The organism is Shewanella sp. CAL98-MNA-CIBAN-0140, assembly GCF_040309905.1.
Classification (GTDB): domain Bacteria; phylum Pseudomonadota; class Gammaproteobacteria; order Enterobacterales; family Shewanellaceae; genus Shewanella; species Shewanella psychromarinicola.
Genome location: NZ_JBEOPI010000030.1, coordinates 28,540 through 49,988 on the forward strand (window position 1 = coordinate 28,540; position 21,449 = coordinate 49,988).

Consider the following 21,449-nt stretch of genomic DNA (forward strand, 5'->3'; position numbering starts at 1 on the left):
ATAAGGCGCCATTTTATCTGATTAGGATTAATGCTAACTCACTTTACCGTGGCAGGCTTTATAGCGTTCGCCGCTGCCGCATGGGCAAGGACTGTTGCGTGATTGTGGTGCCGCGATAGGACTGGCGGTTGTTGCCGTCGCCGCTTTAGCGGGGTGATTTTTACCAACGCCACTTTTGGCGACGACGTTAGGCGTCTCGGCTGCCGATTTGTTGCTACCTTGATATTGTTCACTTAGTTCAATATTCATACACGCCACGACAACCAATTGTTCGAAGGCTTTTATCGCCGAGCCCGAATGCATTAGTTGCAGCGACTTAGCGCATTGGGAGGCTTTGACCATGGTTTGCTGGCGCAGGGCATGATAATGCGCCCAACCGGCTTTAGTACACTCAAATTGCAGCCATAACACCCGCCAATCGGCAACAAACTCAGCCATCAGTAACCTAAATGCACTCACTTCTTCAGTTGTGTTTTGGGCATTGTGATTAATTTCAGTTAACAGCTCATTGGTTAAATATTCAACCTCTGCCGCAGGCATGATCAGCGGGGAATTAAATTGCTCAGTGATGAATGTTGCAGGTGAGTTTGGGTTAAAGCCGACGAATTGACTGCTTAATGCGGTTGATTGATCGTCTACGATTGAGCGCGAGTGTTGAAAAACAGTGCGCCAAAATTGGCTTGAACCAGCAAGGTCTATCACTAAGTGCACTCGATACTGGTCACTGTTATTTTCCACTTTGTGATGTTTCCACGAGTCGAAAATCCAACACTCACCCGCACCCATGTGGACTTGTTTGTCATGACAAAAAAACTGTACTTGCTCGGTGGTGGTAATAGGAATGTGTACGCGAACGCGTTTATACCAATGATAATTGATGTCTGAATGCAGTGGTACTTGTGCGCCAGGGGCTAAACGCATTAAGCGTGAACGACTGAGTACTTCGCCAAATGAGGCTAATATTTGTTTGATGTAAGGGCTTTTATCTAGCGCCAATGTGGGCTTCATTGGCCCTTTAAAGTCATTATTAAATTCGCCGTTGACCGAGATTAACGGAATGGCAGAATTGCCTTGAAAACCTTCATGATGAGTCACCCAATCTGATTCGGTAAATTGCTCGATCTCTTTGGTTAATTGACCAACATCAAAGCTAAAAGGTAACTGATAAAACTCATGGGGTAACTTCATAATTTGGCTCTCTGCTGTTTAGCTTAACGCACCATGGCATTGTTTAAATCGTTTGCCAGACCCACAAGGGCAGGGACTGTTACGAGCCACATTATTATAGATAGCGTCTTTTGTTAATGGCTTTGTTAATGGTGCGGCTTGCGGTTTTGCTAATGGCACGGTTGGCTCAGCAATGTCGTGATGCTGCCATTGAGTGTCATATATTGGATGACCGCGTTCGTGTAAATGATGATTGATTTTGTTCAGTGTCGTAGAAGTACTCGGCCAAATTTTGGCAATGTCATGATAGTTTTCGAGCCACTTATTGGGTTTGGGTGTCGATATGGTGTAGCGAGAATGCGCTAATGGCTTACTGCATAATTGCGCTAAAGCTGGGTCGAAATCCGTACCGGTAAATTGACAGAGTTGCTTAACGGTTTTCGCAGGGTTGGCAATTAATTGATCATAAGACACCATGCACCAGCGATTGCTGTCGATCTTTTGCAATGAATCCATAATCGCTTCATTAGCCGCTTGCCATTGAAACGCGGCGATAGCCTGCAATGGTTGCTGATTTAACTGTTGCCATTTTTCTGGAAGCAGTAGCGACCAATTGTGTTTATCCCACCCCGGTAAGTTAGGGTAAGTGACAAACTTATTCGAGCGCCAAGCTTGCATAATACTGCTAATATTTTCTTTAGGTTCTCTGACGAGGTAGATAAACAAGGCGTCAGGAAATAGCGCATTAAAAAAATCGACTCGTAAGCTATTCTTGGGAGTTTTCTCTAAAAAACGAATACTCGCATCGCTATTTCTTTCGGGCTTATTGCCTTGGTTATCTTGCAGCGCATTGCTAAAACGGTGCAATAATTGCTGACGTAAATCGGCATCAATATCCTGTTCCGTTAAGGCATTAGAACTAAATTGACGGTAGGCAATATTCAGTTTAGGAATGGTTTCAATCAGCGCATGGCTCTCCCCGCCAATAGTGAATATTGACTGGCTTTTTGATAACACCTCGAACAACAGGGTACTGCCAGAACGGGGCGCGGATAAAATAATAATGGGTCGATCAAATGGGTGCATAGCAGTATGATGTTATTGTTATATTTATTTTAACATCATACCCACACTGGCAACCTATGGCTACTTTATCAATTTCAGTAAGGCCTTAAAGCGATCGCCTTGGGCAACATGCTGTAGTTCAAATAGCAATGATTCAACATTGGTGAGTTTAGCGCCATCATTGAGCATCATTTGCACTCCAAGTACTTTATTGTCTGTACCCCGAGATGACACCGCATCGGCGACAAGATGCACTTGATAGTCGTTGGCCAATAAGTCTTGGCAGGTTTGGTAAACGCAAACATGGGTTTCAATACCGGCTAGGATCACGTTGTGACGTTTTAATGAGTTAAGTTGTTGTTTTACTTCTTCACAGTGCCAGCCACTAAAATGCTTTTTAGCGATGGGTTGTGTGGTTTGCGACAACAATTGTGAGAGTTCTTCGCTAGTATGGCCTAATTTATCGGGTAATTGTTCTAACCAAATAATCGGAATATCAAATAGTTGTGCACCTTGAATTAATATGCCAAGTTTTTGGTGTAGCGGGGCCGATTGCTGCATCACTTGGGCGAGCTTACCTTGTACGTCCACAATCATTAATACACTTTGTTCTGCTGTTAGCATGGTCAGTTACTCGAATCAATTTAAGTGAGCTTTCGAGTATTGGTTATTTTGACGATGGTGAAAATAGGCATTTAGTCTATTATGCTTTATGGGATTATTTACACTGGAGCGTCAGGGATTGATATGAACAAACGAATTATTATTTGTGCCGATGGCACCTGGAATCGGCCAGAAAAAGATCTTGAAAAAGATCACGCCACTAATGTGCTTAAACTCGCCAGAGCGATAAAGCCTATTGCCGATGATGGTGTGCCCCAGCAGGTGTTTTACGATTGGGGGATTGGTTCCTACTATGACTCGATGATTGGCGGCGCGACGGGGCGAGGGCTGCATAAAAATATTATGGATGCTTACCGCTACATAGTGCAAAACTATTCCCCTGGTGACCAAATATATTTGTTTGGGTTTAGCCGAGGTGCTTATACAGTGCGTTGTTTGTGTGGCCTAATTAACAATTGCGGTATTGTTACTCGGCCAGATGCCAAGCTTATCCAGCAAGCCTTTGACCACTATAAAATGAAAACTAAACCCTTCGCTCCAGATGGTGAACGTTCGCTGCAGTTTCGTCAGCAGCATTCTCATCCATCACGTGATGTGGCGTTTGTTGGCGTGTGGGACACAGTCGGAGCCATGGGGATCCCGGTGTCTTTTTTAGGCCTGTTTGAAGACAAAGATGAGTTTTACGACACTAAACTTGGCCGTAATGTAAAGGTGGCGCGCCACGCGCTGGCGCTTGATGAACATCGCAGCGACTTTGAACCGACACTTTGGCAACCCCGAAGTGGCATTGATATCAAGCAAGTGTGGTTTGCTGGCGCCCACAGTAATATTGGTGGTAGTGTTGCGCCCAATTCAGACGGTAGTACCTTGTCGGACATTGGATTGCAGTGGATGATTAGCCAAGCAATGGCATTTGATTTAACGGTAGAATTGCACTTAGCTGATACATTGTTGCCTAACCCTATGGCTGATATTGAAGATTCGTATCGCAGTTTTTATCGGATCAAAAAGCGTTTTTACCGTGAAGTAGCCCCTGTACTTGAGCCCGCACTTAAGTCTGAGCTTTCGCTAATACAGATCCATCAATCGGTTAAAACCCGTTGGTTAAATGACGATCGTTACCGGCCTCAAAACTTAGTAAAATACATTGATAACTATGGCTGGCCCGATAAACTGGTTGATTAGCCACTTTTGATTCGTCGCTTTTAATTAACATCAGGTATTAAGGAAAACATCTTGTTGCGTCTATTTTTATCGCTGAGCATTGTCATTGGATTATTGTCGGTGTCGTTGATTTTACCTGGGGCTGAACTCACTTCAGTACAAGCTCAACAACAAAAGCCACCAGCCAAACGGATTATTGCCTTGTCACCTCATGGGGTTGAAATGCTGTTTGCTATTGGTGCTGGGGAGTCAATTTTAGCCACCACTGATTATGCAGATTATCCCGCAGCGGCTAAAGATATTCCCCGTATTGGTGGCTATTATGGTATTCAGATAGAGCGGGTGATTGAGCTAAATCCAGATTTGATCATCGTTTGGCAAAGTGGCAACAAACAGGGCGACATTAATCAGTTGCGTGATTTAGGCTTTACCCTGTTTAATAGCGACCCTAAAAACTTAGCCGATGTGGCCACTGATCTTGAAGCGCTCGGTAAACTGACGGGTAACGAGGTGCAAGCGCAGCAAGTGGCGACAGATTATCGTCAACAACTAGCCCAAATCAGGCTAAAAAACCAAGCCAAACCTGCAGTCAAAGTGTTTTATCAGTTATGGTCTACACCACTAATGACCGTTGCAAAAGGCAGTTGGATCCAACACCTTATTGAAGTGTGCCACGGTGAAAATGTGTTTTATGACGCTGCGAGTGAGTACCCGCAAATCAGTATTGAGAATGTGTTATTAACTGGTGCAGAAGTGATTTTACAAAGCCAAGATGAAGGCAATGTATTAGGCATTAACTGGGCCGATTGGCCTGAATTACCCGCGGTAAAAAACCACCATATTTATCAGTTTGATGCCGATTTACTTCATCGTGCAACCCCAAGGGCGATTCAAGGCGTTAATGCGGTTTGTGGGGCGTTAGATAAAGTAAGAGGGTAGATTATTGAACTGGTGCGTTTGGCACTGTTTCTTATGGCCTGCGGCCACTAACGTCGTGGCGCTTCGCCCACACCAGATTTTTCAAAGTTCGTTTGAATTAACATCGCAAGGTTCCACCCTGCACCGGCCAAATACTTTGTCATTCCGGCAATGTTTTTGAGTCGGAATTCAGCTTTGTTTTTTTATACGTTGTACTTATGGCCTGCGGCCACTAACGTCGTGGCGCTTCTCCCACACCAGATTTTTCAAACTCCGTTTGAATTAACATCGCAGGGTTCCACCCTGCACGGGCCAAATAGTATGTAATTATGGCCTGTGGCCACTAACGTCGTGGCGCTTCGCCCACACCAGACCAAGAGGAAATCAACGGCTATTCCCTCTTGGAACTCCCAGCCGCCCCGCAACATTTTCAAACAGCGAAAAGGTCGCCATGGGGATTAATCCAGCTTTTAACTTCATTTGTAACCGTCTTCGGACTTATTCGAAAATGCTAACGCTTCCGATAGGCCATCCCTGGCCAACGAAAGCTAGCCTGACGTCCTGTCAGGCTCACGCTATTTTCTTCAACGGCCTCAAGTTCAGAGTTGAATTTGTCCCTTTTAAAGTCAGTATATCTGACACGTTTATGCCCCAAAACGTGTTTCCACTCTTAGTCATTAGCGATTTACTGCATTTACTTTTCCATAGAAAAACTTATGCTCGCCACTATTGTCAGTCTCAAAACTCACACTTCCCTCCGCAGGCTTTTCCTTAATTGAAAAAGCAGATTTTCGCCATGTGTGGTTAATGCTGTTTACCTGTTATTTTACACAGTCGTATTGGTTATTCGTCGAATTCTGGAAGAAAAAAGCGTGAACTGTGCGCGTTTACCCTTGTTAGATATAGAATTGATTTGTAATGTCAGTCATTTAGGTTATTGATGATTTAGATAATAGGCCTGGAGACTGCTCATGAGGCGTTTAGCCTAATGGTATATCAGACAAAAAGCTGGTAAGTTGATAAAATACAGTAGTTTAGTAATTCGCGTTTTTACTGATCTAATGAGGTAAACGCGCATGCGCACTATACAAAGTTACGTGCCCAATAAGGATGGAGTTAACCTATGAAGGATGAAAAGTATCAAAGAAGTATTGGCTTGCTATGCCCCACTTGTGGTTGCACTGACTATGAATATGAGCAAGGCGTTGATGAGACCATTGAGCTAGCTACATGTGCTTCTTGTGGTCGTGAACTTACCAAGGACGAGCTAATTCACGAAAACAGTGAAAATATTCAAGAGCATGTTTCTGAAATAGGCAAGCAAGTTACTGAAGATCTAGCAAAGGAGCTTAAAGCTTCGCTAAAGAAAGCCTTTAGAGGCAGCAAAAACATAAGGATTAAATAATGCCTGTAACAGTAGATGTCGGTGACATTATTGCTGGTTTTGCACTACTAATGTCAGCTTATGCAACTTGGCGTACTACCAGTTTCAATGAAAAACAGAAATCCCTTATCGAAAGCCAAGAAAAGCTAAATAACCTGTTGCTCGAAAAGGAAGAGAGTGAAGCTGTAAGTATTAAAAAAGCTGATTTAGGTGCTTCATTTGTAAAACTAGGCAGCAGCAAGCACAGGCTAAAGGTTTGGAACAAGGGGACCGCCACTGCACGAAATATTAGGCTAGAGTTTCCCGAAGGCAATGATGTGCTTATACAATCCGATGTAGATGAAAAGTTTCCCCTAGAATCTATGGAAAGGTTTCAGTCTGTAGAGTTGATCGCATCTGTTCACATGGGAACAAAAAGTAAGCACGTTATTCGCATAGTTTGGGAAGATGATGCGCACAATCATAATGAAAAGCTCGTATATCCCACGCTGTAAACACGTATCAAACGCGTCAATTAAGACGCTCGCAAGCTCGCGTCAATTACGCGGGCGTTATGAATCAGGAGCTGTATGGATATCTTTCAAAAAGAGTTTATGGAAATGCTTGAAAAGGAGTGCATGTCAAATCCTGAAAAAGCAGAGGAACTTGATGTAGAAAACATGATTGAAAATCTGACTCCAAAATTAACAGTATCACTTCGAACCTCTTTGAAAAGTACGGCCAATCAAATGCTAAAAGAAAGAAGAGAACAATTTTCTTCTTTTACTCAACGTAATGAAGCTAGATGGAAAGATGCTTTTGATTTATTGGAAACCCATATAGCCATTTGCACTGAAGCTGGTGAGAGTGTAAACACTGAGCAAAGACCACTAGCAGTTAAAGAAAATGATCTTAAGTTTGATATTTTAGTCAGGCATCACGCAAGAGCATGCCATATCGCAAATGAAATTTTATGTCTGCTGAAAAATGGTTTTGCTGATGCAGCACACGCTAGATGGAGAGCGTTGCATGAGGTGAATGTAACTGCGATGTTTATTGAAAAGCATGGTCAAGAGTGTGCTCGACGTTTTTATTTTCACGATATTATTGATTCATATGACGGCATGAAAGAGCACAAAAAATATGAAGATAGGCTACAAGAAAAAGCTCCAGATCAATCTATTATCGATGCCTGTAAACGAGAATATGACAATGCAATCAAAAAGTTTGGTAAGGGCTTCGAGTGCCATTATGGCTGGGCTGCTCATTTTTTCACAGAGCGAAAACCAAGAACGATTGGTTTTGCTTCACTAGAAAAAGACGTTGGTCTTGACCATATGCGTCCATATTATAAATGGGCTAGCCAAAATATTCATGCTGGATCAAAAGGAACAAGAAATCGGTTGGCATTAACTGAATGTAATGATGATATTTTAGTTGTTGGTCAAAGTAACTCAGGCATGACAGATCCTGCTCATGCAACAGCATTAAGCTTAATGCAAGTCACATTGAACTTACTAAAAATTGCACCAAATATAGACCACATTGTTTTAATGAATCTATTAAAAGAATTTTCAGACGAAATTGGTGAAACATTTCTTAGAATTTCTCGTAAAGCTGATTCATAACAAGTCAAATTAGCAAAGACTAAAAACAGTGGGCTATCTCGCTCGTATTTTAGACCACAATGTTTCGCCTGTTATTATGGGCGTTAGCGGATATTCAATTGCCATACTTTCTCTCATTCAAATCTCATTAACTAAAGCCAAAGATTTAGCTCGTTTCTGTCCAAAAATGATTTAATCACTATTAAATATATTACCTACAGGCATCAATCGTTTCTGTTCGCGAAGTAGATAACCCCCCTATATCCATAAAACAAAAAGTGTCCGCTCGGACACTTTTCTATTGAACGGACAGTTTTAAAGCTGTCCGCGGACACTTTTATGCTGTTCGGCTATCTTTTTTAATTCTTATCATTATGAAAAATAACAATAAATAACTATTGGCATGGCTTGTGCTTTACCTTGGTATATACGTGAAGTGGTGTGTGTTGTCAGCACCGACTGGGGAACTGAGATGATTAAAGACACAAGTAGCCAAGATACCGTTATCGCGCCGAAGTTAGGCAATAAGTTGCGCTTACCCTTGATAATAGGCTGCGGTGCTATTTTGATGAGTGCATTGGTGTGGGCAAGTTTAGGCCATGACAGCTCAGTGCGTTCAGTTGATGGTGCTGACTTACGCTTAGCAACGCTAACCCGTGGCACCTTGGTTCGTGATATCGCCACCACAGGTAAAATTGTGGCGGCTAACGCGCCGATTTTATACAGCACTGAAGAAGGTGTGGTGACGTTACTCAGTCTGCCCGGCGATGAAGTTGAGCAGGGACAAGTGGTGGCCAAGATTGAAAGCCCGCGTTTGCAAAGTGAGCTGCAACAGCAGCAGTCATTACTTGAAGGTATGCAAGGTAATTTAGAGCGGTCTAAGTTGGATGCTCGCCGTGAGCAGCTTAGGGTGAGCCAGATATTAGACATGGCGAAAGTGGATTTAGAAGCCGCTGATCGCGAAAGCCGTCGTGGCGATCAATTGATTGAGTCGAGTTTGATCAGCAAAATCGATTTTGAAAAAAGCAAAGATGACTTACACAAAGCAAAATTACTGCATAAGCACGCCCAGCAAGAAGTCGAGTTGATGCGCGACACCCTCAGTTTTGAAATTAAAAACCGTACCCTTGAAGTACAACGCCAAGCACTGGTAGTGAGTGAGTTAACCCGCCAAGCCAATGCCCTCAATATTATTGCGCCTGTTAGCGGCATTATTGGTAATTGGCTGGTGGAGCAAAAGGCCCGTATTGGCGCGAGCCAGCCGATGTTAACCGTAGTCGATTTAACGGCCTTTGAAGCAGAACTGGCTGTGCCAGAGTCTTATGCTGATGAGTTGGGACTGGGTATGGATGTTGAGCTGAGCTTTGGCAACGTCAATGTGGTAGGGCAATTGTCGTCAATATCACCTGAAGTACGCAACCGTGAAGTGACTGCCAGAGTGCGTTTTGCCGACAGTAACACCTTATCTTTGCGCCAAAACCAACGTTTATCTGCCCGAGTATTACTGGAAAATCGCCCCAATGTGTTGATGGTAAAGCGCGGTGATTTTCTCAACCTTGGCGGTGAAGTGGCCTACCAAGTTAGTGAGTCTGTTGCCCGCCATAAAACGGTCAAGCTTGGCGCACGCAGTATGAGCCAAGTTGAAGTGCTTGAAGGGGGTGAAGAAGGTGAGGTGTGGGTGATATCGGGCACCGAAACCTTTAAAAATGAACCCAAGATTCAGATCCGATAACTAATTTGATAAACAGGTCGAGAACTTAAGCTGACAGCGTAAGTCGATAACTACAAATACTAATCGAGTAAGGATATCCCATGACATTCACTCAACGTAGACAATTTATTGCGTTAGCCGCGCTGGTTCTTTTGGCCATAGCCGTTATTTATCGTATTGATAATCATACTGACTGGTTATCTGTCAGTTTGCAGTTAATTGATATGAGCAGCCAGGTATCGACTCGTCTGTGGGATAACAACCCTATAGTCAGTTTACATATTGATATCAGCTCAATTGCACACATTAAGCTACAGTTTTAGCCCTTTTATTAACATAACAGCATTTGGTTTAGCAGCACTTGCATTAGCAGCCATAGCCGCTGGGATGTTACCCCAAATTCACCAAGGAAAGTCACTATGTTATCCATGAAAAACATCAGCAAAGTGTTCAAAACTGATTTAGTTGAAACCCATGCCCTGCGCGATTTTAATCTTGAAGTTAATGAAGGCGAGTTTGTCGCGGTTACCGGTCCGTCTGGTTCGGGTAAAACCACCTTTTTGAATATTGCTGGTCTGCTAGAAGGGTTTACTGCTGGCGAGTATCGTCTTGATGGCGTTAATGTGTCTAATTTAAGCGATAACAAAAGTGCCAAAGTGCGCAATGAAAAAATCGGCTTTATTTTTCAAGGTTTTAATTTAATCACCGATCTTAATTTAGCCGAAAACGTCGAAGTACCATTACGTTATCGCGGTATGAATGCCAGCGAGCGTAAGCGCCGAGTTGAATCGGCTCTTGAACAAGTGGGCTTAGGTGCGCGGATGAAGCATTTACCGACCCAATTGTCTGGCGGGCAACAACAGCGCGTCGCGATAGCGCGTGCATTAGCGGGTGAGCCAAGGTTTTTACTCGCCGACGAACCCACAGGGAACCTAGACAGCTTAATGGCACGCCAAGTGATGGAATTACTGGAAAATATCAATCAAAACGGCACCACCATTATCATGGTGACCCATGACCCAGAATTGGCCCGCCGCGCTCAGCGCAATATTCAGATTGTTGATGGTCAAGTATGTGATTTTTCGATGTATCAACACGCTGCCACCGGCACTCGTAACCGCTAAGGGGAATACTGATGTTTTTTTATTATTGCGATTTAGCGTGGCGAAGCATTAGACAAACGCCAATGTTATCAATGTTAATGGTGTTAGCGATTTCGATTGGTATCGGCATTACCATCACCACGCTCAATGTCTACAAAACCATGTCTTATAATCCGGCGGGCGATCGCAGTGAGGTGATTAACTCGGTGCAGTTATGGAGCCAAGGGTTGGATACGTGGGATGAGTTAATGGCAAATATCACTTATACCGATGCGATTAATTTACGTAATAACAATGAATTAAGCCTTAAGGCAGCGACTTACCGTACTGGCTTAGCCCTGCAGTCTGACAACCCAAAAATTGAGCCAGTGTTGAACGGTGTTCGAGTGACCGATAGGGACTTTTTCCGAATTTTTTCGGTGCCATTTTTATATGGTAGTTACTGGGATGCTAGCGTCGATTTACGCCCCGCTTATCAAGTGGTGATTAGTCAAAAATTAAACTTACGCTTTTTTGAAGGTAAAAACAGTGTGGGTAAAACGGTATTTTTAAACCGTAAACCTTACCAAATCGTCGGGGTGATTGATGACTGGAATCCACAGCCCAAATACTACGATCCTCTCAATGGCGCATTTAATGACGCGGAAGAAATATTTATTCCTTTCTCGTTAACTGGCCAAGAAGAATTTGATGTGTGGGGCAATACCAGTGGTTGGAAATTTGAACCTATGCTGACTTACAAGGATCGATTAGTGTCTGAAAAAGTGTGGATTCAATTTTGGACCGAGCTGGCCACCGACGAGAAAAAGCAAAGCTATCTCGGCTGGTTAACGCGTTATGTCGAGCAGCAACGAGCCATTGGCCGATTTACTGACACCGCTAAAACCCCCGCAGAATCTGTGCAAATCAGTGATATCGACAAATGGCTTGAAGACAATAATGTGGTACCTAAAGATAACAAAATATTAGTCGGATTAAGCTTACTGTTTTTAAGTGTGTGCTTGGTGAATATCCTCGGGTTATTACTGACCAAATTTTTAAAGCGTGCGCCAGAAGTTGGCGTTCGTCGTGCCATTGGCGCCAGTCGTGGACAGATTTTCAGTCAGTACATGGTCGAAGTGGGCATGATTGGCTTTATCGGTGGCGTGGTCGGGTTGTTGTGGGCGTGGGGCTCGTTGACGGCGTTGCACAGCTATTTTGACATGGACCAAAGTGTGACAGGACTTGATGCCAGTATGTGGTTTATCACCCCGTTAATAGCGATTTCTACCGCGGTTTTGGCTGGTATTTACCCTGCGTGGGTGGTGTGCCGCACTAAACCTAGTGTGTATTTAAAAGCCCAATAAGGACATCATCATGTTACATATTAAACCGATTTTATCCAGTTTAATACGCAGTAAAAGTGCGCCAATTTTATTGTTATTACAGATTATTCTCTCTGTTGCGATTGTGGCCAATGCCAGCTTTATAATTAACGAGCGTTTGTCGTTAATGCAGCGTGAGTCTGGCTATGCTGAAGATCAAATACTCACATTTAGTGTGTATAACTTTGACCCAGCCATCGATAATGCGAAGCAAAATCAGGTTGATCAACTCATTTTGCGTTCATTACCGAACGTCATCGATGCCAGTTCCAGCAATATGTTGCCTTTAAGCGACAGTGGCTGGATGGACCGTTATGTTGATGGCCCTAATCCAGATACGGCCAAAAGTACCCCTGGATTTGCTTTTTACTTGGGCAATGAACATTTATTGGATGTGATGGGGGCTAAGTTAATTGCCGGGCGTAATTTTACTGCCGACGAAATCAATAGCAACTTAGATGACAGTGGCATGCTGGCGTTAGTGTCACAGCCCTTAGCCAAAGCCTTTTGGGGCGATGAGTCACCGCTGGGTAAAACCCTATATCAAGGTGAGCAAGCTGTGACGATTATTGGCGTGGTGGATAAGTTGCAAGGTGCTTGGGTTGACCATGAAAACTTTGAATATAGCGTGATCCAAAATATCGACTTTGGTGGCAATGGTAGCAACAAGTCTTACATGGTGCGAGCGTTACCTGAGCATATTCCCGCGTTAGAAGAAGCGATCCGCAAAGCATTGCATGCTGAAAACCCCAATCGCGTGTTTGATAACTTTCAAACGCTGTCAGAGATAAGATCCATTACCTACGGTAATCACCGACTAATGGCGACGGTACTGAGTATTATGGTGGTGTTACTGCTACTTATTACTGCGCTAGGATTAACGGGCATGGTGATGTTTAATATTCAACGTCGCACTAAACAAATCGGTACTCGTCGTGCACTAGGCGCTAATAAGCGTGACATCATTGAATACTTTATGATCGAAAACTATTTAATTTGTATTGTTGGCGGGGTGATAGGCGGCCTGTTGTCGCTCGTGCTGGGTCAGCAATTGATGAAGCTGTACAGCTTACCTATGGTGCCGATAATGTATCCTATCGTATCGGTCATGGGTTTGTTAATGGTTACCACGCTGGCGGTCATCGTGCCGGCCACCAAAGCCGCCAATATTTCACCGGCTATGGCGACCCGCAGTGTGTAAAGAGATTAACATGGCGATATTTTTCATTTAAATTATTTACGATAGCGTGACGATTTGTTATTACGTCATGCTAATGTTGTTTAAACATACTGCCGTTTAAACATACTGTTGTTTAGAGATAACCTAATTGGACGCAAGCATACTGCAATGGACACTATTTTAATTGTTGATGACAATCACCCAATTTGCCAAGCACTTGCGCTAATGATTGAGCTGCATGGCTACCAAGCTGTTTTTTGTCACACACCAGAAGCGGCCATTGAGATTGTCACCAAGCAAGAGATCAGCTTGGCTATTCAAGACATGAATTTTAGCCGCGACACCACCTCGGGTGAAGAGGGCAAACAGCTGTTTTATGCTTTGCGTCAGTTGCAGCCTAATTTACCGATTATTTTAATGACCGCCTGGACTCAATTAGAAACCGCTGTCGAGTTAGTCAAAGCGGGTGCGGCCGATTACATGGGTAAACCGTGGGATGACGCTAAGCTTTTAAATAGCATTAGTAACTTATTATCTATTTATCGATTGTCACAGCAAAATAGCCAACTAAGTCGAATTCACAGCGATCGAATGTCGGCCATTAATGGTGCCGACTTATGTGGCTTGATTTTTGGTAGTGGTGCAATGCAGCGTTGTGTTGACTTGGCGTTGCAAGTTGCCCGCTCCGATGTATCCGTGATGATCACCGGCCCTAATGGTGCCGGAAAAGACAAAATAGCCGATATTTTACAGGCCAACTCGCCATTAAAAGACCAGCCGTTTATTAAGGTTAACATTGGCGCATTACCAATGGATTTATTAGAGGCCGAACTGTTTGGCGCAGAAGCCGGTGCGTTTACGGGCGCTAATAAAACCCGCATGGGGCGTTTTGAAGCCGCTGACGGCGGTACGTTATTTTTAGATGAAATTGGCAACTTGCCTTTGTCTGGTCAAGTTAAGTTATTGCGGGTGCTGCAAACCGGTGAGTTTGAACGTTTAGGCAGTCACCAAACCCGCAAAGTGAATGTGCGGGTGATTAGTGCGACCAATGCCGATTTGGCCGATGACATTGCCCATGGCCGCTTTCGTGAAGATTTATTTTACCGCTTAAATGTGATTGAACTGAGTGTGCCGCCATTGCATCAACGCCAAGATGATATTTTACCGTTAGTGAAACACTTTATTGGTGCTAATTTTAGCCTTGATAAGTCGACCCAGCAGGCGTTAATTAATCATAGTTGGTCGGGTAATGTGCGCGAATTAGAAAATGCCTGCAAAAGGGCGGCGCTATTAGCCAAGTCACCACAATTAACGATTGATGACTTTGGCTTGATGGCGATAGCTAATGGCGGCGCGGCTACCCAGCATGCGCTTGTCGTTGAACATCATTTTGGCCAACGAGAGCAGGGTATGGATGATACTCAGTCGATTGGCGAACCAGATAAGCAACAGATAGAAGATGCCTTAGTGCAATATAATGGCGTTATCGCCAGAGTGGCAAAATCCTTTGGCTTAAGTAGGCAAGCCTTGTATCGCCGGATGGAGAAATACGGCCTTAGGGTAACTAAATAATGATGTTATCGTTACGCACTAAATTGCTGCTCAGTAACATGTTGAGCTGCCTTTTGGGTTCAGTGTCAGGGGCTTTAGTGTGGCTTACATTGGGTGACGACACCTTATGGCTGGCTATTATTGTGATGCTGGCCGTGTGTTATTTTTGCAGCATGTGGCTTACCCGCAGATTGAGTGACAGTCTACGAGCATTAGAAATCGGTCTACTTAACTTTAAAGATAATGACTTTAGTGTGTCGCTGCATCCTTACGGCGAGCCACAGTTAGATGCGTTAGTGAGCTTATATAACCAAGCGTCGGCAAAATTGCGCAGCGAGCGACAGTTTATTTATCAGCGTGAGTTAATGCTCGATAAGGTGATTCAAAACTCGCCTAATGTCATGCTGTTAATTGATGATAATCAACGGGTTATTTATGCGAATGGCGCCGCGAGGCATTTGTTTAATCAGGGTGTCAAAGTAGAAGGCATGTTGTTACCAGAACTTGTCGTCACGTTACCCGATGCGCTTAAAACGGCGTTAAACAGTGAGCAAGAAGGCTTGTTTTCGATGGGCAGCAGCGATAGCACTTCGGATGATGTTGATAATAACGCTGGTAGTAACGCTGGTAGTAACGCTGATAATAACGCTGATAGTAACGATGTTGAAACCTGGCATATTTCTCGGGGGCGTTTTACCCAAAACAATCAGCAGCACCATTTAATTCTACTTAAACAGCTGACTAAAGAGCTTAATCGTCAAGAAGTGGCTGTGTGGAAAAAGGTCATTCGAATTATCAGCCATGAGCTCAATAATTCGGTCGCGCCCATTGCCTCCATGGTCAATTCGGGTAAGTTTTTAACCCAACATTTAGATAATGATAAGCTGCAATTAATTTTTGATACTATTGAAAATCGCACCACTCATTTAAGTCAGTTTATTTCCCATTATGCCCAGTTTTCCAAACTGCCACTGCCACAAAAAGAGCTGATTGATTGGACTAAGATGACCCAGCAGCTGGCGCAGCAATATCCGTTTCGTCTGTTATCAGCCTTACCGCAAACCGCGATTAAGCTCGATGCAGTGCAATTAGAACAAGTACTGATTAATTTACTTAAAAATGCCCATGAGTCCGGCTCTAGTGCCGATAATGTGGCGCTGAGCTTTGACGAAACGATTCATCCGCTTGCGGGTTTATTGATAAAAGTGGATGATCAAGGCAGCGGGATGTCGAGCGAAGTATTATCGCAGGCGTTATTGCCTTTTTATTCGACCAAACAGTCTGGCACTGGCATTGGCTTGCCATTATGCCGCGAAATTATTGAGGCCCACGGCGGACGGATTAGCATGCAAAACCGCCCACAAGGCGGCTTAAGCGTCAAACTCTGGTTACCTGCTCAACCCTGACACGTCATTAGCGACTCACTACCGCTCGAATTAACCCTTGTTGAAACCAAGCTTGTAAGGTTTGTAATACCATCAGTGGCGCTGACTGCTCGTCATGCCATTCAAGCATGTGTTCACACTGGTTGGCAAAGTTGTTTCCCTGAATAAAACCGAGCAATAATCCATGTTGTTCAGCAGACAATGACACAAACTCGGTTAAGCGAGATCCACCGCGCCATAGTAACCAAGCACGAGGTGACAAATAGTCTGGCGCAGGTGGCGGGGTGTCTATTTTTAAGGCTTGCCAAGCTTCAACGGCATTACTATGACAAGTAAACACTTGCACGCTGGGATGAAAACGTAAACAGCAATTAGGCCATTGTTGTGGCGGTAATGCTTGTAAGTCATTAAAGCTAGCGCGTGGGCTATCGGCTGCGTCAAACGCATTAAGCAACCGGCGTTCAAATCGGGCTAAATCAGCAATGATTGGGTGCTGTTTAAAAAAATCATCTTGTTGTAAAAAATCGGGCAGTGCATCGCAAAATTGGCGCAATGACTTATTACTCGAAGGATAAGCGCGGGTATAATCTGCGGCCATTTTGTCGAACAAATCATCGCCTAAATACAGCCCTAGGATCTGATGATCGGTTTCGATGGTTTCTTTTAAACGGATGCGATAAGCGTTGGCATAAATGGCTAGACGGATCTCGGCACTGATCCCGGCTTGATCAGACACATTTTTTTGCATCACCGACTGAATTTGGCCATGGTTATCATTTGCTTTATCAGAAAGTAAAAATTGCATAAATTGCTGTTGTATTTCAGCTAAACGGCTCATGTCTATCCCCTGATTTTTTGCGGTGAATCATGATGGGGGCTTGCTGAGGCGAGCTTGCTCGTCTCGCTAAGTGTGCGAGTGCCAAAGTGTGATCGGGCTAATGCTGGGTGGTCCGGTAAAGTTAACTGAGCAATATGCTTAGCTTCAAGTAATTCATTATATAACGCGGGGAATGCTGGAATATTAGCATCGCGCTCAATCATGGTGCTGACGGCACCAAAGCGTTCAAGTGCGGCTTGGTATAGGGTCCACACTGACGGCGTAATATCGTGGTCATGAGTATCAATAACGTAATCACCATAATCACTGTGACCCGCTAAATGGAATTGCTGCACTCGACGTGGGTCGATTTTGTTAAGATAATCGAGCGGATTAAAATGATGATTGCGGGCGCTGACATAAATATTATTGATGTCGAGTAAAATCAGGCAATCTGCCGCTTCAGCCACTTGGCTTAAAAAGTCCCATTCATCCATGGTCGAGTCTTGGTAAGACAAATAACTCGACACGTTTTCCAGTAAAATACGACGACCTAGAACATCTTGTACTTGCCTAACTCGCTGTGCCACATGGTTAACGGTTTCTTCGGTATAAGGTAAGGGCAGTAAATCGTGACTGTTGACACCGTGGAGTGATGTCCAGCAAATGTGATCGGATATCCATTTAGGCTGAATGTCGTTACTGAGCTTTTTTAGTGCTTTAAGATAATCCATATCTAAAGGATCGGTACTGCCTATCGACATCGATACGCCATGCATCACCACCGGATACTGTTCGGCAATCGCTTCAAGATAATAACGGGGTTTACCACCGGCCACTAAGTAGTTTTCAGACAGGACTTCAAACCAGTCAATGTCTGGTTGGTGTTGTAAAATATATTCGAAGTGGTCAGTACGCAAACCTAAGCCAAATCCAAGAAAGTCTTCTGTAATACGCGTATCTGGCATGGGGTATCCTATTTCTGCGGACCTAGTAACGGACCTAGTAACGGACCTAGTAACGGACCTAGTTACTTGCTTAATTATTTGCTTAGTTATTTGCTTAGTTATTTGCTTAGTTATTTGCTTAGTTACTGGCATTCGCGCTGCAAAGATGTGCTCGCGCTAAGATCAAAATACGTTAATGGCACTAAGGTATAAATAAGTTTATGACGCGGTAATATAAATAATTTGATGACTCTGAATAGAGATTAGAGACAGAGTCAACAAATTTAAGCGGAATTAGCTGGCTTTGCCACCAATGTCAGCACATGATTTTGCTGTGGTGTTAACAAAACCAGAGCCTTTACAGCTTGCCATTCCACCACAAGCGTTATCTGCGCCTTTACAGTCGTTATGACCTTTACATACGTTAACGCCATAGCAATGGACTAAATCTGCTTTGGTCACTTTGCCAACCCAGTCATCTTTTTGAGTGCCGCCAACATCAGCGCAGGCTTTTGATGGCATACCAACAAACCCGCTACCTTTACAGCTTGCTTTACCGTTACAGGCATTGTCTGCGGTTTTACAATCGTTATGGCCTTTGCAGGCGTTAACGCCGTAACAATGGACTAAATCGGTTTGACCCGCAGCCATAGGTGCAGAGCTTGTTTCAGCAGCCATAGCCTGACCTGACAAGCTTGCCATTGCGAGTGCTAATGCTGCGCCAGTTAAGCTGCTTTGTGCTTTAATATTCATGATGTGTTCCTTGCATTGGTGGTTATTATATTTACTGCTATTCATGTTTACCCATGACAAGGCTGATGGATACTATCGTGGATGAAACCCATCATTCTCGTTAGGCGTTATTAGTATTGACCGTGGTGCGATCAAAAATCTTTCAACGTAAAGTGTAGACTAGTGACTGAAATGTTGTAGATGTGTTAACTTGTGATTGATTTGTAAAGAGAAAGAAAGTTTACGATTTACTGGATACGATTTGCTCAATAAATGCTTAAGCATGATATGACTTGGCTTATTATTGATGCGGTGTTGAGCGGCGAATGTGATCACATTGTATTGATCACGCTGTATTGCCCACATTGTGATCAATACAATGTCGACAGCCAAAAGGAGCGGGTTCAATCGGAGTTAAAAAACACATAGCAAACACATAATAAAAAATTGATAACTAAGGACAGATTATATGCAGACGATACTTATTTGTTTATTAATAGCCGTTTTATTGCCTTATGCCGCAAAAGTACCGTTAGCAATGGCAATGACTAAATTGGGCCGATATGACAATAATCATCCGCGGGAGCAGCAAGCTCAATTAACCGGTTTTGGTGCTAGAGCATTAGCGGGGCATCAAAATGCATTTGAATCGCTGATCATTTTTGGTATTGCAGTATTAACTGCGTTAGTCACCAATAATGTTACCGATTTGGTCGCGCTTTTAGCGATTGTGCATGTGGTGGCGCGGTTGGTTTACCATGTTCTGTATTTATTGAACTTCGGTACATTACGCTCGTTGTCTTGGTTTGTAGGCATAGGTGCATCGATAGGGATATTGTGCCAAGGGTTTTAAGATCGATTAGCGCAACTAAAAAAACGCCTTAACGGCGTTTTTTTATCGGGTTAGTTGATACTATTAATCTAGACTAGCAACGCGTTCGTAGCCCATTTCAGTTAATTGGTCATTCACGCAATCAAGCAAAAATGTCGCGACTTCGTTTTCTGGGAGTTGATCTTCAAGTGCAATTTGCTGGCAGGCCCCTTTTAAAGACAACACATCTTCCATTGGCGCTTGGGGAAGGGCGGCAGCGTTAAAACTTATTGCTGTACTGCTTATTAACATTGCGACTAAAGTGATATGGGTGAGACGTGATGATTGCATGGTTGTTCCTTCTTGGGAGAACTTTGTTATTAGACCAATATTACTGCCTCTTAGTTCCGGTGGATATAACAATTTACGGGCTTTTTATGATTTTATATGCAAACAGTAAGGCAGTAGTGGACATGGCTTCGTTACTGACTCAAGTCAAAAATTGTCAGCTTTGTGCATCAAGTTTAGTCGATGGCGTGCGCCCCGTGGTGCAAATTGATCCGCAAGCAAAAATACTGATCATTGGTCAAGCCCCTGGACGTAAAGTGCATCAGTCAGGTATTTTGTTTAATGATGCCAGTGGCGACCGATTACGACAATGGTTAGGTGTAACGACAGAGGTTTTCTACGATGCCAAGCAAATCGCCATTATGCCGATGGGCTTTTGTTTCCCCGGCAGTTATGCCGGCTCTGGTAAGGGCAAGTCTGGCGACTTACCTCCTAGGCCAGAATGTGCACCCAAATGGCACGGTTTATTGCTGCCGCACTTAGTGAACGTGCAGTTGATATTGCTGGTGGGGCAATATGCACAGCAGTATTATTTAACCCATAAACCGAAAACATTAACCGAAACTGTTCAGCAATGGCGCATGTTTGGACCTCGTTATATTCCCTTACCGCATCCTAGCCCGCGTAATAATATTTGGCTTAGCCGTAATCCATGGTTTGAGGCTGAATTACTCACCGATATTCGTCAGCGCGTCGCCATGGCGTTAGCGTAACGATAGCGAAACGATATTATGAATTACTGTTTCTAATGATTGTTTCTAATGATTGTTTCTAATGATTGTTTCTAATGATTGTTTCTGATTATTGTTTCTGATTATTGTTTCTGATTGATAAAGTCGATAGCGTTTTCATCTAAGCAACGTTTAGATAAATAAGTGGTCGTTTTTTGTAGTTTAATTAAAAATCCGACATCGGTTTCAATGATCCGATACACATCGGTCCACAAAATCTGTTGATTAACATGGGCAGACTGACTGTTGATACCATGATCATCGATAGTAAGATTAACATGTTCACCCGCCGCTTTACTCATCATTTGACGCCATAACCACCAGGTTTTATTAAAGCGAATACTCAAAAATTCTACCACGGCCAATCCAATGAAAAAGTAGCCCAAATAGTAGGTTTCTTTAGTACTCATTGCTGCTGAGCTTAGTGAATCGAGCATTAAAATAGCCAAGCCAACCAGTGCAAATATGGTGGTTTTAATAAAGCGTTTTGGTGATGGGTTGGGATTAATTGATTGCTGATAGCATTCTTCAAAGTAGGTTTTATCCAGTACATACTTAGTAGTGTAACTAAAGACTTGTGGCATGATGACCTAATTAACGGCAGTTGATTAGCATAAGTATCGCACAGTCATCAATTTGCTCAAAGTATGACGAATGCTGGCACAAACGGTGTCGCAAAAGATCGTCGTTAATAAGTGATACCCAAACGACCTCAAAATACAGGCCCAGCTTGTCGAGATACTAGTATCGCTTCGCTGCTAGGGCGGACTGCGTCCTGCTAGTGTCGCTTCGCTGCTAGGGCGGACTGCGTCCTGCTAGTGTCGCTTCGCTGCTAGGGCGGACTGCGTCCTGCTAGTATCG

At 43.6% G+C, this 21,449-nt stretch carries 22 protein-coding genes; 14 read left to right on the forward strand and 8 right to left on the reverse strand.

Annotated elements, in window-relative coordinates; translation table 11 throughout:
• Positions 1 to 33: 33 nt before the first annotated feature.
• The 3 genes from AAEY93_RS15195 to AAEY93_RS15205 are packed head-to-tail and all read right to left on the reverse strand — an operon-like array spanning position 34 to position 2,856.
• Positions 34 to 1,188, reverse strand: coding sequence for an aspartyl/asparaginyl beta-hydroxylase domain-containing protein (locus AAEY93_RS15195; protein ID WP_351078027.1), 1,155 nt, complete (start codon positions 1,186 to 1,188; stop codon positions 34 to 36).
• Positions 1,189 to 1,206: 18 nt separating this feature from the next.
• Positions 1,207 to 2,253 (reverse strand): sulfotransferase family protein, encoded by a 1,047-nt coding sequence (locus tag AAEY93_RS15200; RefSeq protein ID WP_351078029.1) that lies wholly within the window; start codon positions 2,251 to 2,253, stop codon positions 1,207 to 1,209.
• A 60-nt stretch (positions 2,254 to 2,313) separates the two neighbouring features.
• Positions 2,314 to 2,856 carry a hydrolase gene (locus AAEY93_RS15205; RefSeq protein ID WP_351078030.1) on the reverse strand — a complete coding sequence of 181 codons (543 nt, stop codon included), beginning with the start codon at positions 2,854 to 2,856 and terminating at the stop codon, positions 2,314 to 2,316.
• Positions 2,857 to 2,979: 123 nt separating this feature from the next.
• Here AAEY93_RS15205 and AAEY93_RS15210 point away from each other — a divergent pair, with 123 nt between their 5' ends.
• From AAEY93_RS15210 to AAEY93_RS15265, 12 genes are all read left to right on the forward strand, one after another.
• Entirely contained in the window at positions 2,980 to 4,041 is a 1,062-nt protein-coding gene (locus tag AAEY93_RS15210; protein ID WP_351078033.1) for a T6SS phospholipase effector Tle1-like catalytic domain-containing protein, read from the forward strand.
• Positions 4,042 to 4,140: 99 nt separating this feature from the next.
• Positions 4,141 to 4,959 (forward strand): cobalamin-binding protein, encoded by an 819-nt coding sequence (locus AAEY93_RS15215; protein WP_502959561.1) that lies wholly within the window; start codon positions 4,141 to 4,143, stop codon positions 4,957 to 4,959.
• A 1,102-nt stretch (positions 4,960 to 6,061) separates the two neighbouring features.
• A complete protein-coding gene (locus AAEY93_RS15220; RefSeq protein ID WP_351078036.1) occupies positions 6,062 to 6,343 on the forward strand; it encodes an ECs_2282 family putative zinc-binding protein in 282 nt (93 codons plus the stop codon).
• Positions 6,343 to 6,816, forward strand: coding sequence for a hypothetical protein (locus AAEY93_RS15225; protein WP_351078039.1), 474 nt, complete (start codon positions 6,343 to 6,345; stop codon positions 6,814 to 6,816). Before AAEY93_RS15220 ends, AAEY93_RS15225 begins: the two co-directional genes overlap by 1 nt.
• Positions 6,817 to 6,891: 75 nt before the next feature.
• Positions 6,892 to 7,929 (forward strand): DUF5677 domain-containing protein, encoded by a 1,038-nt coding sequence (locus AAEY93_RS15230; protein WP_351078041.1) that lies wholly within the window; start codon positions 6,892 to 6,894, stop codon positions 7,927 to 7,929.
• A gap of 451 nt (positions 7,930 to 8,380) precedes the next feature.
• The gene (locus AAEY93_RS15235; protein ID WP_124014045.1) at positions 8,381 to 9,640 is read left to right on the forward strand and encodes an efflux RND transporter periplasmic adaptor subunit; all 1,260 of its coding nucleotides are present in this window, start codon (positions 8,381 to 8,383) and stop codon (positions 9,638 to 9,640) included.
• Positions 9,641 to 9,720: 80 nt separating this feature from the next.
• Positions 9,721 to 9,942: a hypothetical protein gene (locus AAEY93_RS15240; RefSeq protein WP_101032596.1), complete on the forward strand. Its 222-nt coding sequence runs from the start codon at positions 9,721 to 9,723 to the stop codon at positions 9,940 to 9,942.
• A gap of 96 nt (positions 9,943 to 10,038) precedes the next feature.
• Complete coding sequence (locus AAEY93_RS15245) at positions 10,039 to 10,743, forward strand: ABC transporter ATP-binding protein (RefSeq protein ID WP_124014018.1); 705 nt, start codon at positions 10,039 to 10,041, stop codon at positions 10,741 to 10,743.
• Positions 10,744 to 10,754: 11 nt separating this feature from the next.
• Positions 10,755 to 12,068 carry an ABC transporter permease gene (locus AAEY93_RS15250; RefSeq protein WP_351078045.1) on the forward strand — a complete coding sequence of 438 codons (1,314 nt, stop codon included), beginning with the start codon at positions 10,755 to 10,757 and terminating at the stop codon, positions 12,066 to 12,068.
• A gap of 10 nt (positions 12,069 to 12,078) precedes the next feature.
• Positions 12,079 to 13,287, forward strand: a complete 1,209-nt coding sequence (locus AAEY93_RS15255; RefSeq protein WP_351078047.1) for an FtsX-like permease family protein — start codon at positions 12,079 to 12,081, stop codon at positions 13,285 to 13,287.
• A 147-nt stretch (positions 13,288 to 13,434) separates the two neighbouring features.
• The gene (locus tag AAEY93_RS15260; RefSeq protein ID WP_351078050.1) at positions 13,435 to 14,838 is read left to right on the forward strand and encodes a sigma-54-dependent transcriptional regulator; all 1,404 of its coding nucleotides are present in this window, start codon (positions 13,435 to 13,437) and stop codon (positions 14,836 to 14,838) included.
• A gap of 2 nt (positions 14,839 to 14,840) precedes the next feature.
• Positions 14,841 to 16,223, forward strand: coding sequence for a sensor histidine kinase (locus AAEY93_RS15265; protein WP_124014046.1), 1,383 nt, complete (start codon positions 14,841 to 14,843; stop codon positions 16,221 to 16,223).
• A 7-nt stretch (positions 16,224 to 16,230) separates the two neighbouring features.
• On the opposite strand, the gene AAEY93_RS15270 is transcribed toward AAEY93_RS15265, so the two are convergent.
• The 3 genes from AAEY93_RS15270 to bufA2 all read right to left on the reverse strand — a co-directional run bounded on the left by AAEY93_RS15270 (position 16,231) and on the right by bufA2 (position 18,719).
• On the reverse strand, positions 16,231 to 17,040 hold the full coding sequence (locus tag AAEY93_RS15270; protein ID WP_124014022.1) for an HvfC/BufC N-terminal domain-containing protein: 810 nt from the start codon (positions 17,038 to 17,040) through the stop codon (positions 16,231 to 16,233).
• A 2-nt stretch (positions 17,041 to 17,042) separates the two neighbouring features.
• Positions 17,043 to 17,987, reverse strand: a complete 945-nt coding sequence (bufB, locus tag AAEY93_RS15275; RefSeq protein WP_351078054.1) for an MNIO family bufferin maturase — start codon at positions 17,985 to 17,987, stop codon at positions 17,043 to 17,045.
• A gap of 273 nt (positions 17,988 to 18,260) precedes the next feature.
• Positions 18,261 to 18,719: a BufA2 family periplasmic bufferin-type metallophore gene (bufA2, locus tag AAEY93_RS15280; protein WP_101032589.1), complete on the reverse strand. Its 459-nt coding sequence runs from the start codon at positions 18,717 to 18,719 to the stop codon at positions 18,261 to 18,263.
• A gap of 448 nt (positions 18,720 to 19,167) precedes the next feature.
• Between bufA2 and AAEY93_RS15285 the strand changes: the two genes are divergently transcribed.
• The gene (locus tag AAEY93_RS15285) at positions 19,168 to 19,551 is read left to right on the forward strand and encodes an MAPEG family protein (protein WP_101032588.1); all 384 of its coding nucleotides are present in this window, start codon (positions 19,168 to 19,170) and stop codon (positions 19,549 to 19,551) included.
• Between the two features lie 63 nt (positions 19,552 to 19,614).
• Here AAEY93_RS15285 and AAEY93_RS15290 read toward each other — a convergent pair whose 3' ends face one another.
• Positions 19,615 to 19,860 (reverse strand): hypothetical protein, encoded by a 246-nt coding sequence (locus AAEY93_RS15290; protein WP_124014025.1) that lies wholly within the window; start codon positions 19,858 to 19,860, stop codon positions 19,615 to 19,617.
• An 86-nt stretch (positions 19,861 to 19,946) separates the two neighbouring features.
• Between AAEY93_RS15290 and AAEY93_RS15295 the strand changes: the two genes are divergently transcribed.
• A complete protein-coding gene (locus AAEY93_RS15295) occupies positions 19,947 to 20,570 on the forward strand; it encodes a uracil-DNA glycosylase family protein (protein WP_351078059.1) in 624 nt (207 codons plus the stop codon).
• A 101-nt stretch (positions 20,571 to 20,671) separates the two neighbouring features.
• Here AAEY93_RS15295 and AAEY93_RS15300 read toward each other — a convergent pair whose 3' ends face one another.
• Complete coding sequence (locus AAEY93_RS15300) at positions 20,672 to 21,172, reverse strand: YcxB family protein (RefSeq protein WP_351078062.1); 501 nt, start codon at positions 21,170 to 21,172, stop codon at positions 20,672 to 20,674.
• Positions 21,173 to 21,449: the final 277 nt, after the last annotated feature.

Coding starts and splice junctions, on each gene's coding strand:
- AAEY93_RS15295 (WP_351078059.1), top strand. CDS start 19,947: ATGATTTTATATGCAAACAGTAAGGCAGTAGTGGACATGGCTTCGTTA.
- AAEY93_RS15300 (WP_351078062.1), bottom strand. CDS start 21,172: ATGCCACAAGTCTTTAGTTACACTACTAAGTATGTACTGGATAAAACC.
- AAEY93_RS15210 (WP_351078033.1), top strand. CDS start 2,980: ATGAACAAACGAATTATTATTTGTGCCGATGGCACCTGGAATCGGCCA.
- AAEY93_RS15285 (WP_101032588.1), top strand. CDS start 19,168: ATGCAGACGATACTTATTTGTTTATTAATAGCCGTTTTATTGCCTTAT.
- AAEY93_RS15235 (WP_124014045.1), top strand. CDS start 8,381: ATGATTAAAGACACAAGTAGCCAAGATACCGTTATCGCGCCGAAGTTA.
- AAEY93_RS15255 (WP_351078047.1), top strand. CDS start 12,079: ATGTTACATATTAAACCGATTTTATCCAGTTTAATACGCAGTAAAAGT.
- bufB (WP_351078054.1), bottom strand. CDS start 17,987: ATGCCAGATACGCGTATTACAGAAGACTTTCTTGGATTTGGCTTAGGT.
- AAEY93_RS15260 (WP_351078050.1), top strand. CDS start 13,435: ATGGACACTATTTTAATTGTTGATGACAATCACCCAATTTGCCAAGCA.
- AAEY93_RS15200 (WP_351078029.1), bottom strand. CDS start 2,253: ATGCACCCATTTGATCGACCCATTATTATTTTATCCGCGCCCCGTTCT.
- AAEY93_RS15240 (WP_101032596.1), top strand. CDS start 9,721: ATGACATTCACTCAACGTAGACAATTTATTGCGTTAGCCGCGCTGGTT.
- AAEY93_RS15205 (WP_351078030.1), bottom strand. CDS start 2,856: ATGCTAACAGCAGAACAAAGTGTATTAATGATTGTGGACGTACAAGGT.
- AAEY93_RS15220 (WP_351078036.1), top strand. CDS start 6,062: ATGAAGGATGAAAAGTATCAAAGAAGTATTGGCTTGCTATGCCCCACT.
- AAEY93_RS15290 (WP_124014025.1), bottom strand. CDS start 19,860: ATGCAATCATCACGTCTCACCCATATCACTTTAGTCGCAATGTTAATA.
- AAEY93_RS15245 (WP_124014018.1), top strand. CDS start 10,039: ATGTTATCCATGAAAAACATCAGCAAAGTGTTCAAAACTGATTTAGTT.
- AAEY93_RS15225 (WP_351078039.1), top strand. CDS start 6,343: ATGCCTGTAACAGTAGATGTCGGTGACATTATTGCTGGTTTTGCACTA.
- AAEY93_RS15265 (WP_124014046.1), top strand. CDS start 14,841: ATGTTATCGTTACGCACTAAATTGCTGCTCAGTAACATGTTGAGCTGC.
- bufA2 (WP_101032589.1), bottom strand. CDS start 18,719: ATGAATATTAAAGCACAAAGCAGCTTAACTGGCGCAGCATTAGCACTC.
- AAEY93_RS15230 (WP_351078041.1), top strand. CDS start 6,892: ATGGATATCTTTCAAAAAGAGTTTATGGAAATGCTTGAAAAGGAGTGC.
- AAEY93_RS15270 (WP_124014022.1), bottom strand. CDS start 17,040: ATGAGCCGTTTAGCTGAAATACAACAGCAATTTATGCAATTTTTACTT.
- AAEY93_RS15195 (WP_351078027.1), bottom strand. CDS start 1,188: ATGAAGTTACCCCATGAGTTTTATCAGTTACCTTTTAGCTTTGATGTT.
- AAEY93_RS15250 (WP_351078045.1), top strand. CDS start 10,755: ATGTTTTTTTATTATTGCGATTTAGCGTGGCGAAGCATTAGACAAACG.